Origin of the sequence: Desulfoglaeba alkanexedens ALDC, assembly GCF_005377625.1 — a bacterium.
Lineage (GTDB): Bacteria > Desulfobacterota > Syntrophobacteria > Syntrophobacterales > DSM-9756 > Desulfoglaeba > Desulfoglaeba alkanexedens.
On the sequence record NZ_CP040098.1, the window covers coordinates 2,898,107 to 2,913,063 of the forward strand.

Genomic DNA, 14,957 nt, shown 5'->3' on the forward strand with positions numbered 1-14,957 from the left:
GGAGGATTGGAATGGCTGAGAAATGTGTGATTGTGAGCGCCAAGAGAACACCTTTTGGTAGATACTTGGGTTCTCTGTCCGAGATGGAGCCCCTCGACGTTGCCGTCCATACCGCCAAGGCGGTGCTGAATGCACCGGGGAGAGATATTGGAGCCGATATCCAGCAGATCTTCGTTGGGAACTGTATTCCGAGCGCCTTTGAAACTGGCTCGGTTACCGGAAGACAGATTGGCCTGAAGCTCGGCCTTGATGTTTTTACAACCACCATCGATACCGCTTGTTGTGCCCCTCTTACGGGTCTGCGAATGGCCTGTTGGGGGATGCGACTGGGCGAGATCGAGTCTGCTCTTGTGATCGGGGTTGAGGCCATGAGCCGTACGCCGCATGGGAGCCGTCAATTCAGGACGGGAGTCCGGATTGGGTCCGTCATGCTGCCGGACCCGATATATCCGATTTCGTATCCCGGCTATAATCCGGTATCTGTGGATGCCTCGGATGGTGCGGAAAAGTATGGCATTTCAAAACGGATGCTGGATTCTTTTGCGATGGGATCCCATTTGAAATGGGAGAAGGCGGCGCGAGAAGGTAAATTCGATGACGAACTGGCGCCCATTCCAGTCGTAAAGGGTCGGGAGAGGTATCTGTTTGCCCAGGACGAGATGCCCCGTCCCGGCGGGTCCGTGGCCGCAATCGAAATGCTGCCGACTGTATTCGGAGCTAAAACAACCACGGCGGGAAACGCTCCCGGACTCAACGACGGTGCTTCCGCAATGGTGGTGATGACGGAAAGAAAGGCCAAGGAGCTGGGCCTGCCGGTGCTGGGCACCATTGTGGATCAGGTGGGTAGGACCGATCAACCGTTTGGCATCTCCTGGATCCCCGCAAAGGTTATCGAGAAGCTTCTGGGCAGGACCGCCATGGCCATCGAGGACATGGATCTCATCGAAATCAACGAAGCGTTTGCGGCCATGCCGTTGGTGAGTACACGGATACTTTCGGGAGGCGATGACAGGAAGTGGCTCGAGCTGATCGCCAAGACCAATGTCAATGGGGGAGCCATCGCCGTTGGCCATCCAGTTGGTGCTTCAGGGCTCAGGATAACCATGACAATGATGTACGAGCTGCGGCGAAGGGGCGGCGGAATGGGTATTGCTGCAATCTGCGGCGGCCTGACCCAGGGAGAGGCCGTGATAATCAAGGTATAAGCAAGCGATGTCGCTTTCCTGACGGCCTCTGTCTATCCAAGTGCTCTATATAGTAGGGAGGTTTACATATGCCGGAAGTTACCTATCGGTTGGATTCCGAAATGCGATTGGCGACATTCCTCATCGATACCGCCGCCCCTGTCAATGCCATAGGGGAACAGTTCATCAAAGACCTTGCAGAATGTACCCGAAGGGCCAACGAAGATGGCGTGAACGGTGTGATCCTGGCATCGGCAAAGCAGAAGAGTTTCCTGGACGGCGCGAACCTCAAGGAGATAAGGACCGCGGCCTCTGCTTTCGCCTTAAAACACATGGTGCGCAGTCTCCAAGACGTGTTCTCCGAATTGGCCAAGAGTCCGTTTCCCGTTGTAGCTGTGCTTACGGGGCAGACTGCATTGGGGGGTGGTTTCGAGATGATCCTGTGGACCTGCGACCATGTGTTTGCGACCGAAGGATGTAGGATGGGGCTGCCGGAGACCAATATCGGCTTGTTTCCCGCAGGGGGCGGTCCCGAGTCTCTCAGGAGACTGGTCGGATTGGAGAAGATGCTGGACCTGGTGATGAAGGGACAGGTCCTTCCTGCCGAGGCCTACGTACCTACGGGGGTGGTGAGCATTGTCGGTAAAAAGGAAATCTTCCTGGAAGCTGGGAAATGGCTCAAGAATCATCCCGGAGTTATCAATCGCAACTACGACCCGACATGGCAGGAGCCGGGCATCCAGGGCATCGAGGAACGCAAGCAGCTCGTTCAACAGGCGCGAGCCTTGTATTGTGTTTGTCCCGAAAGACCCTACCTGCGCGCCGTGTTGGATGCCGTTGAAGAAGGTCTGACCTTGCCGTTCGAGGAAGCTGCTGGGGCCGAGATCAAATATTTCGCTCCGCTGATTGAAAATGAAAATGTGCGCAACAAGATCGACTTTTTTTTCCTCACGACCAGTATCGCCCCGAAGCTGGCTGTGGCAAACGTGAAGAAGGCCGTTGCAGTGCCTCGTCTCGCGATCCTGGGTGCTGGTCTGATGGGCCGGGGTATTGCCCAGGTCTGTGCGGACAGGGGCATTAGAGTGCTTCTCTTGGATGTCGATCTGAAGACGGCGAAAAAAGCGGTGGAAAATATAGACTCCAGCCTCGATTCCCTGGTGCGGAAGGGGCGCTGGAGCGCTGAGCGCAAGGCCTCCGTCATGGCCAATATCAATGTCGGTGATGACTATACCGCCCTCAAGGATGTGCCGTTGGTCATTGAGGCGGTTTTCGAGGACCTGGAGCTCAAACGGAAAGTATTGAAGCAGGTGCAGGACGTGAATCCCGACATTATTTTTGCGTCGAATACTTCGACCATTCCCATGGACGAAATCGCCGCCGAGTCGGCCCGCCCTGAACAGGTTGTCGGGATGCATTATTTTTCCCCCGTACCCCTGATGCCCTTGCTGGAGGTGATCCAAGGGCCGCGAACGTCGGAAAGTGCGCTCGCCACGGCGGTGGTTACAGGGCGGCAGCAGGGAAAGACCTGCATCGTCGTCGGAGACGGTCCAGGCTTCTATACCAGCCGAACGTTCGGAGTCTACGTAACGATGGGGTTCTTCCTGGCCGAACTGGGCATCAATCCATGGGAAGTGGACCGTCTTGCGTTGGAAGCCGGATTTCCACAGGGTCCGTTGAATGTATATGGAACGGCGGGCGGAAACGTCATCTATCACGCCGCGTTATTCCTAAAGTCCAGGCGGCCGGAGTTCACGGAAATCCCCAAGACCATGATCAACATGTACGAGGCCGGCTATGTCGGTGCGGGCAAGCCCTGCTTTTACAAGAACGGGTCGCAACCGGATGAGTCAGTGCTCCAATTCATTGTGAGGAATGAAAGCCTGCCGGTTCCCGATGCGGCAACGGCCAAGGAGATGTTACTGCTTGCGATGGTCAATCAGGCATTTCATTGCCTGGATGAAGGTGTTCTCAGGAACTATTACTCGATGGACTTGGGTGCGGTCCTGGGAATAGGCTTTCCGGACTGCTGGCACGGTCCTGGTCGCTACGTAAGTCTTAAGGGGGTGAGTGCGACAAGGAAGCGCCTGCAACAGTTGCATGACCAATACGGATTGGCCTTTTTAACCCCGGCTGCCGAGTTTAGCCGACTGGCCGCATGCGGCGTGGACAGAGGCCTTATTTGACCCATCGGTGAGCCGAGATGAGGGAGGCAGGGATTTTACAACCCATGGATGCCAGCGTTTCCGGACATGGGGGCGCGATGGAGTCGCATCCGTGGTCTGTATCGAACAACCTGTGTCCCGTGGGAGAGGTTATTTAGATGAACACCGAGAAAAGAGTGAGAGTTCTGGTGGGGAAACCGGGCCTCGACGGTCATGACCGTGGTGCCCAGGTGATAGCCTACGGACTTAGAGATCTGGGCTTTGAGGTTGTTTATACCGGCCTGCGCCAAAAGCCCGAAGACATCGCCCGGGCAGCGGTGGAGGAGGATGTGGACGTTGTGGGGCTCTCGATTCTCTCCGGTTCTCATTTGGCTATGACGCGCAAGGTAATCGAAAAGCTGGCCGAGCTGAAGGCCGGTGACATCATGGTTCTTGTCGGTGGTGTGATTCCAGAAGAAGACATTGCCAAGCTCAAGGAGATGGGGGTTGCGGGGGTATTCACGGCGGGAACCTCGATCGGCGAAATTGCGGAGTTCATCCGCTCGCATGTTCGTAATCAAGGGCCCGGCTCCCAGTCGGTCGCATAACGAAGGAACCGGCTCTTCTTGAAAGGTGACGGGCACGGATTCCACCCGAGGGCACCCAACAAGATGAGGCTTTGATGGAAGAGTCCTGGAAGAAATTGATCGAAGACATGCAGAATGGGTCTTTGCGGGCGATGGCCAGGCTGATAACCCGTGTCGAGAACAGGGAGGACGGCTGGCTGGACGCTATGAAGGCTATATATGGAAAAGGCGGCAATGCTCGGGTCATCGGCATCACCGGACCTCCGGGGGCAGGTAAAAGCACCCTCGTTGACGGACTCACGCGAAAGCTTGTCGATTTGGGTTTCGATGTGGGTATCATCGCTGTCGATCCCTCGAGTCCATTCTCCGGGGGGGCGCTCCTGGGGGATCGCCTTCGAATGGGTAAGGCGACTGCTCTTGAGGGTGTCTTTGTTCGTTCTATGGCTACTCGGGGGGCACTCGGGGGATTGAGCCAGGCGGCCCGCGATGCCGTGAAGATAATGGACGCGTTCGGGAAACAGATAGTGCTGATAGAGACGGTCGGGGTAGGCCAAGACGAGGTGGCTGTTGTAAAGACCGCAGATCTTGTGCTCGTCGTTTGTGTCCCTGGAACGGGAGACGCTATCCAGGCCATCAAGGCTGGAGTCATGGAAATTGCGGACATTTTTGTTGTCAATAAGGCGGACCTCGACGGGGCGGATCAGGTCGTCGCTGATATTCAGGCCATGCTGGAGCTCGGTGCCGGGCCATCCACGCCGGATGTGCCCGTGGTGAAAACCTCCGCCGTTCTGGGTAGTGGGATGGATCAGCTGGCTGCTGTCATGCTTGAGCGGCTTGAATCCCGCCAAAGGGATTCTGAATGGCTGAAACGGCAGGTGAAGGAAGAAATTCTTGTTTTGCTGGAGAAGGAAATCGCTCGCCACTTGCGATGCGGATGGGAGCGCAACGGAAATCTTGACAGTGTTGTCAGGCAGGTGATGAGTGGCGAGCGTGATCCCTATTCGTTCGTTAAGGAGGTTGTTGAGCAGTTTGCGCAGAGCTGCCCGGAAATTCGGACTTGAGACAACGGGCCTATGTGAGTGCCGTTTCCGGCATATGGATGAGCCTGCCAAGGGCAACAGGGAAATCCGCCGACGAACGTCATTTATGCTTTTGGGGCCATGCAAAAAACAACTGAAGATAATCTGTATTTCCTCGGGGGCCTGCGGGTGCTCAGTTTTCGCCTGACCTGACAGGCGTCGCCATGTGTCGCTTCAGCCGCCGCCGGCGGGACATAGAAAGATCATAAGAGGTTCAGAGTTCCTCCGGCGCGGAAATCTTCTTTGCCTGTCTTCTTTTTCGCCTATCTGTTGCCGGCATGTTCATTCCTGCGCTCCCAGCAGTGCCTGCGCGGGAGCTGCGCCATGATCAACCAAGCCGTATACCTGTTTCCGCTCGCCCTGAGGTATCGAAGGGCCAACCATCACATTCGTGCTTCCATGCCTCAGGACGAACGATACCCGGTATCGGCCGAAACGATGATCATGGCCCGCAAGGCACGCTGAGCCGGGAATGTCCCGGTTGAGCTTTTCCGGCAAGGCATCGTTTTCGGCCAAAATGACCACATTGTGCACGAGATGTCCTTTTTATTATTGCATGGAGGATCCGGGTGCCTGGTGCAGGCAGGCTCGGTATTTGATCAAGGGAGCTCGAACCATTGCGGCACATTTGATGCAGAGATGAGCTGATGAATCACCGGCTTGTCAGCTGAATGATTCAGCCACCGCTTCTGCGTACGGGTTCTTTATATGGTTGTCCAGAAAGGTGCCATCGTGACCATGTTTTACGTTCTTAAGGATGCAGAGGGGAACGTCCTTGACGATAGGTACGAGCACATACCTGTGAGGTTCATCTTTGGATGCGGCGCGCTTCCGCCGGGACTTGAGAAAAGACTTGCGGGATTGAGGCAGGGGCAGAGAGTGACGGTTGTCGTTCCTCCCGAGGAAGGATACGGGGAGAGAAAGCCTGAAAGGGTGATCAGGGTGCACAGAGATGATCTGCCCGAACACGAGAAGATAACGGTCGGCGACAGGTTTAAACCTTTGTCCCCGGATCTTGAGTCGGATTCGGCCACGGTGCAAGGCTATATCGATGACTGGGTCTTGCTGGATTCGGCCACGGTGCAAGGCTATATCGGTGACTGGGTCTACCTGGATTGCAACCATCCGTATGCCGGAAAGGAATTGCATTATGAGGTAGATATTGCCTATGTGCGGGTCCCTTAGAAATATCCTGAGCCCCGGATCGGCGGTACGCGGCTGTGGCGTGATGAGAGGACCAGGGAACTCGGCCCGTGCTTTGGAAGGAGGTGAGCGGCTATGGATATAGAAGCCTTGAATGAACTGGGAAGGAAACATCTGGAGAGGGGCGAGCACCGAGAGGCTCTGGTTCAATTCGAAAGGATGCTGGAATTGTTTAAGGAGAGGAGTGATACTCGCGACTTGGCGGAGCTTTATAATAACATAGGCCACGCACGGGTGGCCATGAAACGCTTCGACGAAGCTCTCATCTCATTCAACGAGGCGGCCCTGATCTACGGGCGAAGGGGAGATCTCATCAGGATGGCGGAGCAGTTCGGCAATATCGGATCGGTATACCGGGACAGAGGCGAGGTACTCTCCGCCGTTGAAAGCTACCGCCGGGCACTTGCTATTTTCGAGGAGCAATCCTACCGACTCGGGGTTGCCGACCAGTGCGCCAACCTCGGTTACATCTATGCCGTCGGAGGCGATCCGGGTACCGCCATCGAGTGGTTTGACAGGGCATTGGCCTTGTACCGGCTTGAAGGGGAGGATGTTCGAGCCGGGCTTACCGAGAAGAACCTCCAAACGCTGAGGCGGCTCATTGGATGAATGAGAATCTAGCGATGAAAGGACTTGATCTTTGCGAACAGTATTTTCGGGCTGTCGGGCTGCCGATGCTCCGAAGGGATTTCGGCAAAGATATCGATCGCATTGCCGCGGGTCTGGTGGGAGACGGTTCGGAATGTTTCGGGTTCGACGACGAGATTTCTCGGGATCATGACTGGGGGCCCGGTTTCTGCCTCTGGCTGGAGAGTGAAGATTATGAACGAATCGGCCCGCAATTGCAGGCCGCGCTGGATGCTCTGCCCCCCCGTTTTCTGGGCTACGGGCCCCGCCGGAGCAGCCGCTGGGGGACAGGTCGGATCGGGGTGTTCGAAACGAGCCGCTTTTATGAGCGGTTTACAGGTATGAAAGAACTGCCGCGCGACGTAAACGACTGGCTTTGGCTCCCGGAAAACAGCTTGGCGGCCTGCACCAACGGAAAGGTGTTCTGGGATCCGTTGGGAGAGTTCACCAGAAGGCGCAACGCGCTCTTGGCGTTTTATCCCGAGGACGTGAGGCTCAAGAAGATCGCATCTCGCTGCATGACGATCGGCCAGGCCGGACAGTACAATGTTCCCCGGTGCTTGCGACGCGGTGAATGGTTCGCGGCGCAGTATGCTGAAACCAAATTCTGTGCCGACGTCATTTCCCTGGTCTTCCTATTGAACCGTAGATATACCCCGTTTTACAAATGGATGCACCGGGCCGTGAAAGACCTCCCGATTCTTGGGCTATGGGCCCATGGCCGGATCGGCGATCTTATCGCCTTGACCAACCTTGCGGACAAGGTGGACTTGATTGAAGCCATGTGTGTGGGCTTGATCGAAGAGCTGAAGCGGCAGGGTCTGACCGATCACCCCGGTTCATTTATGGCCGACCATGGTCCCGAGATTGTGCGCCGCATCGGGGATGAGCGTTTGCGTGGCCTTGATGTCTGGATCGGCTGATCGGTAAAGACGAGGAACTCATGAAGAATATTCTGGTGATCGGAGGCAGCTATTTTCTCGGAAGGGTTTTTGTAGAGGAAATGGCGCAGGATCCGGATAATTGCGTTTACGTGGTGAACAGGGGAAACCGGCCGCTGAATATGCCGACCGTTCGGGAGCTGCGTTGTGACCGCAATGACGTTGCCGGGATGCGCGCGATTCTTCCGCACAAGACCTGGGATGCGGTGGTGGATTTTTGCGCCTACGCCCCGCAGGATGTCGACGACCTGATGCGGGTGATGACCAGGGATACGATAAAACATTACCTCCTCATCAGCACCGCTTCGGTTTATGCACCTACAAAAATCCGGCCTGTTCGCGAAAATGCTCCTATCGTCACTGCACCCCAACCCGCGCTTGGTCCGGCGGCGAGTTACGGTTACTTAAAGGCGCTTACCGAGCAGACGGCGCGCCGCCACTGCACCCAACGGAGTGTCCCCTACACCTGCCTGCGTCCGACCATCATTTATGGCAGGTACAACTACGCACCGCGGGAAAGTTATTTTTTCGATCTGGTGCGGCGTGGCGAGCCGGTTGTCATTCCGGAGCACGATCTCCCGTTGTTTCAGTTTGTTTTGGTGGACGATGCCGCCAGGGCCACTGCCCGTTGCGTGCTCAATTCGGCCGCATACGGGAAGACCTTCAACGTGTCCGCCGATGAGCTCATTTCTTACGGCAGATTGGTCGAAGTGATCGAAGCCGTCTCGGGTAAGACGATCTCGAGACGACCGATGGACGTTGCGACCATCGACCGTCTCCGCATCCCTCTTCCCTTTCCTCTGGATGATCATCTCATCTATTCCGGAAGGCTTCTTCAGGAAACGCTGGACTTTTCGTTTACACCTTTTCATGCCGGCATGCAGAGTGCCTATGATTGGTATCGACAATCCATGTCAACAACCCCTTGAATGAAGGAGGAGAAGTAATGGACGCAAGAAGCCTGGTATCCCAGATATTGGATATCGAATTGGAAATGTTCAAAAGCGTTCCGGCACGCTACCCGGTCTCATGCCAGGACGACGAGGAAGGGTTTCGAATTATGCGGGCGGCCCAGTTCGCGGTTTGGTCGGAAGACACCTTGAGGAGCTATCTCCAAGACTTGGAAGCGGCTCGGCAGGCGGACCGGAATCTGATGACGCTCAAGTATGCCCGGATGGAAGACCTGGTTGCTCCATTGCAGAACAACGTCGAGATCACGGAGCTCATCGAGGAGATCGTCTTGATTCAGTTGCAATGGCAGCGCGAAATGGAGGCCCGCTATCCGGCCCTCATGGCCCGTGGGCGCCCCATGACGGACGATGGGAACGGCACCGGGGAGACATCCTTCGAAAGATATCTTCGGGCTGAGCTGGAAACCTATTCCCCGGTGACTCTGACCAACCTGTTCCGCGATATCGTGGCCAGGCAGGTCAAAGGTGAAAACATGACCGAAGAGATTTACGAGCATATGGTTAAGGCGCTGGGCTATTCTTCTCTGGTGGAGGCCGACGAGAACGCCCGCCGGCAGACTACGCAATAGGAGCATGGGGTCTTGAACTGTCGCTGAAATGACGTGCCTCGATTTTTCTTATTCATAAGGAGACCGTTCGCATGGATACACTGTTGGATAAGCGGTTGAGGGAGCTCGAGGAAGTTCGAAGAAAAGTATTGATGGGCGGTGGTGAAGAGAAGGTCCGGCAACACCATGGGTTGGGTAAGTTGACGGCGAGGGAGCGGGTGAGCCAGCTTCTGGATCCGGATAGCTTTTTTGAAATCCACATGTTGGTCGGACATGCCGTCGACCAGCCCGGAGACGGAATTGTCTGCGGCTGCGGAACGATTTACGGCAGGCCCGTGTATGTTTTCTCCCAGGACGCGACCGTCCGCGGCGGATCCATCGGAATGGAACATGGCAGGAAAATGTACGAGACCATCGAGCGGGCTATAGACAAGAAAGTGCCGGTGATCGGCCTGAACGATTCTCCGGGAGCGAGGCTTCCAAACGCTTACGAGGTCGAGATGCTGGGGAGCATGAAACGTTCCCTCTTTGCAGGCCTACAGGAAAAGCACGGTGGCTCGGTCTTTTACCCGAATACCCTCGGATCTGGACTGATTCCCCAGATCTCCGCGATCCTCGGCACCTGCGGAGGGATCTCCGTATACTCTCCCGCCTTGACCGATTTCATCTTCATGGTCGACGGCATTTCCCACATGTTCATTACAGGACCCGATGTAGTGAGGATGGTCACCGGAGAAGACATCAGCAAGGAGGACCTGGGGGGTGCGAAGGTTCATGCTCAGAAATCGGGTGTATGCGACTTCCGATGCGTCAGCGAGCAGGAGTGCCTGGCGGAGATTCGGAGACTGATCAGCTTCCTGCCGCTCAACTGTGAGGAAAAACCCCCCGTGTACCAGAGCAGTGACAGCCCGAATCGATCTTGTGATGAGCTCAACGAGGTCGTGCCTTCGTCACCGAACAAACCCTACGATGTCCATCGAATCATTCATGCCATTGTGGACAGCGGCGACTTTCTCGAGGTGAAAAGGGAATTCGCACGCGAGGTGGTCGTCGGGTTCGGTCGTCTTGACGGCAAGACCATCGGGGTTGTTGCCAATCAACCCAGTGTCATGGCGGGGGCCATGACTTTCGACAGTTCCGACAAGCAGGCACGATTCATCCGCTTCTGTGATTGTTTCAATATCCCCATTCTTCTGCTGGTCGATACACCGGCGTATATGCCCGGCTCCGGGCAGGAGCACTCCGGCATTATCCGCCATGGCGCGAAAGTGCTTTATGCGCTTTGCGAGGCCTCGGTACCACGCATTTGTGTGGTTTTGAGAAAAGCATATGGCGGAGGAAATCTTGGCATGGGGGTTCTGTCCGGACTGAGCACGGACATTGTTGTGTACTGGCCTACCGTGGAAACGGGGATACTCGGCGCCGAGCAGTCGGTAAATCTCCTGTACGGACGGCGCAAGGACGTTACGAAGGAGTTTATTCAAGAAAAGCTTCAGGCGTATCGAGAGACCTACGCCAATCCGATCTACGATGCCTCGTCCAATTTGGGGGTCCACGATGTGATCGCGCCGGCGGAGACCCGGTCCTACCTGATCCGAGCATTCCAGGCACTGCCGGAGATGCGGGAGAGCCGTGTGCGGAAAATGAACAAGCGGCATGGCAATATCCCGCTTTAGCCCACCGCTGCACCGCCATGTGCCGATACGCGGGTGGTTCGAGCCGGCCGCAAGCATACTGGAGGGAACGAAATGCACAATCGGATCACACGCATACTTGGCGTCAAATACCCGCTCATCCTTGGAGCCATGCGCCACATAACCCTTGGAGAAATGGCCGCGGCTGTATCCAACGGTGGAGGTTTCGGTCAGATTGCCGCGTCGGGCCTATCGACCGATCGGCTGCGCTCGGAACTCGCTCGGGCTCTGGAGCTTACGAGCCTGCCGGTGGGGATCAATATCCCCATTTATCGTCCGAATGCGTTCGACGCACTGGCGATAGCGATTGAAGCGAAGCTCCGGGTCATCACGACGTCTGCCGGAGATCCGTCCAAATTGATGGGGGCTGCCAAGGAGGCGGGTCTGAAGGTTCTGCACAAGGTTTCAACCGTGGAAATGGCGAAAAAGGCGCAAAGTGCGGGGGTCGATGGGGTGATCGCCACCGGTTTTGAAGCCGGCGGACATGTGGGCAGGGAGATGATGACGACCTTCTGCCTGGTTCCACAACTGGTGGATGCCCTGACGATACCCGTTGTGGCGGCTGGAGGCATTGGCGACGCCAGGGGGTTCCTGGCGGCTCTGGCTCTCGGCGCCGAAGGTGCCGAAGTCGGTACGGCCTTTCTGGCTACCCATGAGTGCCCCGTTCCCGGTTTCTTCAAGCAGTCGGTCGTTGATGCGGGATGTGGCGCCACCGTGCTGCTTGGCAAAGACGCGATGCCTATGCGTGTTCTGAACAACAAGACGGCCGCCCGCATTCGCGGGTCAGACAAAGCCACGGAAGATCAGCGGCTCACTGCCGAGGGGGACCGGGCATATGTTATGGAGTGCGCAGACGCGGAGACTTCGCTGATGCCCTGCGGGCAGGTGTGTGGTTTGATTCATGAGATCGGCAGTGCCGTCGAAGTCTTTCCAAACATGGTGCGATCGGCGCGCTCGCTTCTCGAAGCTCTGCGCGGGGTGTTCGACACGTAGTGTCTGCGGCAGGCCGCAGAGACGGAAGAGCCGTTGGTGGTTGGTTGGACGCTCGCACGGATGGGCGCAAGGAGGACGCCGATGAAATGGGACTATGTATTATTTGAGAAAAAAGATGCGATCGGGACGATCACGCTCAACCGGCCCGACAAGTACAACGCTTTTGCCGGACGGATGCGGGAAGAAATCCTCGAAGCCGTGGAATCGGCCGGTCGGGATGTGGACGTGAGAGTGCTTGTTATTACAGGCGCCGGAAAGGCTTTTTGCTCGGGAGGGGACGTCAACGAGTTTGTGGAAGGAACGAGTAAAGCCATTGCCGACGCCGGCACGGCCACCAGCGACAGAATGACCATGTGTAAGGTGGTTCTGGCTATCAACAGCCTGGAAAAACCGGTTATCGCCGCGGTCAACGGTGTGGCGGCCGGTGGCGGATGCAATCTGGCCCTTTCCTGTGACATCCGCATTGCCAGTGAAAAAGCAAGGTTCGGACAGGTGTTCACCCGCCGGGGGGCTCATCCCGACTGGGGCGGCATCTACTTCCTACCCCGTCTGGTGGGCTATGCCAAGGCTGCCGAACTGATTTTCACCGGGGAGGTTATAGATGCGCAGGAAGCCTTCCGGCTGGGCATGGTCAACAAGGTTGTCCCTCATGAAGAGCTCCATCGGGCAACCTACGACCTTGCGGGCAGGATTGCGCGAAACGCCCCCATTCCCATTGCTCTTGCAAAACGAGGCCTGCAGAATTTCTTCAAAATGGATTTGGCCATGGCCCTCGACTACGAGGCCTATGCGCTCGGAGTGGTATCAAAAAGCGACGATTTCATGGAAGGATTCAAGGCGTTTTTGGAAAAAAGGGAGCCTGTTTTCAGGGGAAGATAGACTTGGCCGCCAAATAACATCGATGCTCTCCAGGCTCACTTGCCGGATCGTTGAGCGAAAACCGTTGCAGGACGCGCCTGCATGGAGGAGCATATGAAGTTTGAGACAATTATTCTGGAGAAGAAAGACCATCTGGCAACACTGACACTCAATAGACCGAACAGCAGGAATGCTATGAACAGAAAGATGATGGATGAGCTGATAATGGCAATGGAGGACGTGGCGGAGGACGACTTCATTCGCGCCCTGCTCATCACCGGTGCCGGAAAGGCCTTCTGCGCCGGCGCCGATCTGGACATCATGCCCGGGGGTAAGAGTGGCGAGGACCTGGCGGCGATGGGCGTTGAAGCGCTGCGGCGTTCGTTTCTCTTCAAGGCCAGCCGGAAAATCATGATTGGAATTCAGACCATGGAAAAACCCACTGTTGCCATGATAAACGGTCCGTGTGTGGGCGCAGGTTTCGATTTGGCCCTATCGTGCGATCTTAGAACCGCCAGCGACGATGCGGTCTTTATGTGCGGCTTCGTCAAACTCGGCCTCTTCCCCGGCTTTGGGGCGGCCTGGCTTTATCCAAAAGCCTTGGGTCTGGCGAAGGCGATGGAAATGCTCTATACGGGAGATGCCCTTTCCGCCGCCGAAGCCAAAGAAATAGGCATGCTCAATCACGTGGCTTCTCGAGAGTCGCTGGAGGCGGTCACCATGGCCATGGTGACAAAGATCGTGAACGGTCCACCCATCGCCATACGTTTGATGAAGTCGCAGGTTTACAAGGGATTGACCTCGGACTTTGCTACCATGTTGGACGACGCCGCTGTCTATGAGAGTATTACGCTTGCATCGAAAGACCATGTGGAAGGGCTAACCGCCTTCCGCGAGAAGCGTCCCGCCGCCTTTAAAGGCATTTGATCCTCAGACTCATAAGGGAAGCAGCTGTTCCCCTCGTTCCCAAGCTCCAGCTTGGGAACGCCCTGCCCGGGAAGCTCCAGCTTCCTTCCTGCTACAGCTGAGACGCGCTGTCTTTCTAGGGAGCTCGCTGGAATCTCGAAGTGGTCTTTCCCCACGTTCCCAAGCTCTGGCTTTGGAAGGGCCTCACCGAAGCTGGAGCTTCTGCACAGTTGTGTTCCCAAGCTGGAGCCTGGGAACAAGAAGCAAAGGATCTGCACCCGCTGACAAGGAGGCGCTTTATGTCATTAGTTATCTATGAGAAGAAGGATAAGATCGCTTACATTACCATGAATCGTCCTGAGAAGTTGAATGCCCTCAATCCTGAGCTTGTCAATGAGTTAGCAAAGACCTGGGTGGATTTCAGGGACGATGATGACGTGTGGGTGGCTATCCTCACAGGCATGGGAAATGCATTTTGTGCCGGGGTTGATATTGCATCTGACGTGGAACTGTTAGAGGCAATAAAGGGCACTCCTCCATCAAGGGTGATCTCTTGGGAGAAAGAGGCGCCTGCTTGGCGCGCATCTCCTGCAAGCTATGATCTCTCGAAACCGATTATTGCTGCCATCAACGGATACTGTCTTGGCGGAGGCTTGTGGCTGGCGCTGGAAAGCGATATAAGGCTTGCCACCCCGACTGCTCAATTTGGGGTGCCGGAGCCGAGATTAGGCATGCCGGCAACCTTTACCGCACTTCTCCAGCGCTATATCCCCCGAGGGGTCGCCTGTGAAATGCTCCTTACCACCGATGGAATGAGCGCACATAGGGCTTACGAGGTTGGCCTGGTGAACAGAATCGTTTCCGCTGAGGAACTGCTCCCTGCCGCAACAGAGATGGCGGAGAGGATCTGTAGAAATAATCCTCTCGCAATAAGGGCAGCAAAAGAGCTGGTTCGAAGAGGCGAGGATATGAGCCGCCCTGATGCCATGTCTCTAACAGACCATGTAATTCATAGCCTGATGCGTACTGAGGACATAATGGAGGGTTTTAAAGCCTTCGTGGAGAAGAGATCACCTATCTGGAAAGGGAAATGAGTGAGAAACAGCAATTCCCGGAGCCCCTGTAAAGCCTTGAAAACCGGGGCTTGAAGGATTTGGTGTTCAAGGATTTGGTGTTCGAAAACCCGCGGGGTCGTTACAGGCTCCAAAGGGGGTTTCGAGGGTGA

General features: G+C 56.0%; 15 protein-coding genes. All 15 read left to right on the forward strand.

The window, feature by feature from the left end; genetic code table 11:
* Positions 1-11: 11 nt before the first annotated feature.
* The 15 genes from FDQ92_RS13115 (at position 12) to FDQ92_RS13180 (ending at position 14,826) form a co-directional block, all read left to right on the forward strand.
* The gene (locus tag FDQ92_RS13115; protein WP_137425310.1) at positions 12-1,205 is read left to right on the forward strand and encodes a thiolase family protein; all 1,194 of its coding nucleotides are present in this window, start codon (positions 12-14) and stop codon (positions 1,203-1,205) included.
* A 68-nt stretch (positions 1,206-1,273) separates the two neighbouring features.
* Entirely contained in the window at positions 1,274-3,367 is a 2,094-nt protein-coding gene (locus tag FDQ92_RS13120) for a 3-hydroxyacyl-CoA dehydrogenase NAD-binding domain-containing protein (protein ID WP_137425311.1), read from the forward strand.
* A 137-nt stretch (positions 3,368-3,504) separates the two neighbouring features.
* Entirely contained in the window at positions 3,505-3,933 is a 429-nt protein-coding gene (locus FDQ92_RS13125; RefSeq protein WP_137425312.1) for a cobalamin B12-binding domain-containing protein, read from the forward strand.
* Between the two features lie 74 nt (positions 3,934-4,007).
* Positions 4,008-4,973, forward strand: a complete 966-nt coding sequence (gene meaB, locus FDQ92_RS13130; protein WP_211341277.1) for a methylmalonyl Co-A mutase-associated GTPase MeaB — start codon at positions 4,008-4,010, stop codon at positions 4,971-4,973.
* Between the two features lie 342 nt (positions 4,974-5,315).
* The gene (locus tag FDQ92_RS15315; protein WP_170180365.1) at positions 5,316-5,456 is read left to right on the forward strand and encodes a hypothetical protein; all 141 of its coding nucleotides are present in this window, start codon (positions 5,316-5,318) and stop codon (positions 5,454-5,456) included.
* Positions 5,457-5,699: 243 nt separating this feature from the next.
* The gene (locus tag FDQ92_RS13135) at positions 5,700-6,176 is read left to right on the forward strand and encodes an FKBP-type peptidyl-prolyl cis-trans isomerase (protein WP_137425313.1); all 477 of its coding nucleotides are present in this window, start codon (positions 5,700-5,702) and stop codon (positions 6,174-6,176) included.
* 93 nt (positions 6,177-6,269) lie between these two features.
* Entirely contained in the window at positions 6,270-6,803 is a 534-nt protein-coding gene (locus FDQ92_RS13140) for a tetratricopeptide repeat protein (RefSeq protein WP_137425314.1), read from the forward strand.
* Complete coding sequence (locus FDQ92_RS13145; protein ID WP_211341278.1) at positions 6,800-7,744, forward strand: DUF4037 domain-containing protein; 945 nt, start codon at positions 6,800-6,802, stop codon at positions 7,742-7,744. Before FDQ92_RS13140 ends, FDQ92_RS13145 begins: the two co-directional genes overlap by 4 nt.
* A 20-nt stretch (positions 7,745-7,764) precedes the next feature.
* Positions 7,765-8,691 carry an NAD-dependent epimerase/dehydratase family protein gene (locus FDQ92_RS13150; RefSeq protein WP_137425315.1) on the forward strand — a complete coding sequence of 309 codons (927 nt, stop codon included), beginning with the start codon at positions 7,765-7,767 and terminating at the stop codon, positions 8,689-8,691.
* 17 nt (positions 8,692-8,708) lie between these two features.
* On the forward strand, positions 8,709-9,302 hold the full coding sequence (locus FDQ92_RS13155) for a DUF4125 family protein (RefSeq protein ID WP_137425316.1): 594 nt from the start codon (positions 8,709-8,711) through the stop codon (positions 9,300-9,302).
* Between the two features lie 131 nt (positions 9,303-9,433).
* A complete protein-coding gene (locus FDQ92_RS13160; protein ID WP_281276873.1) occupies positions 9,434-10,957 on the forward strand; it encodes an acyl-CoA carboxylase subunit beta in 1,524 nt (507 codons plus the stop codon).
* Between the two features lie 72 nt (positions 10,958-11,029).
* Positions 11,030-11,968, forward strand: a complete 939-nt coding sequence (locus FDQ92_RS13165) for an NAD(P)H-dependent flavin oxidoreductase (RefSeq protein WP_137425318.1) — start codon at positions 11,030-11,032, stop codon at positions 11,966-11,968.
* An 81-nt stretch (positions 11,969-12,049) separates the two neighbouring features.
* Positions 12,050-12,847, forward strand: a complete 798-nt coding sequence (locus FDQ92_RS13170) for an enoyl-CoA hydratase/isomerase family protein (RefSeq protein WP_170180367.1) — start codon at positions 12,050-12,052, stop codon at positions 12,845-12,847.
* A 93-nt stretch (positions 12,848-12,940) separates the two neighbouring features.
* On the forward strand, positions 12,941-13,753 hold the full coding sequence (locus FDQ92_RS13175) for an enoyl-CoA hydratase/isomerase family protein (protein WP_170180368.1): 813 nt from the start codon (positions 12,941-12,943) through the stop codon (positions 13,751-13,753).
* Between the two features lie 278 nt (positions 13,754-14,031).
* A complete protein-coding gene (locus FDQ92_RS13180; protein ID WP_137425321.1) occupies positions 14,032-14,826 on the forward strand; it encodes an enoyl-CoA hydratase/isomerase family protein in 795 nt (264 codons plus the stop codon).
* Positions 14,827-14,957 lie beyond the last annotated feature (131 nt).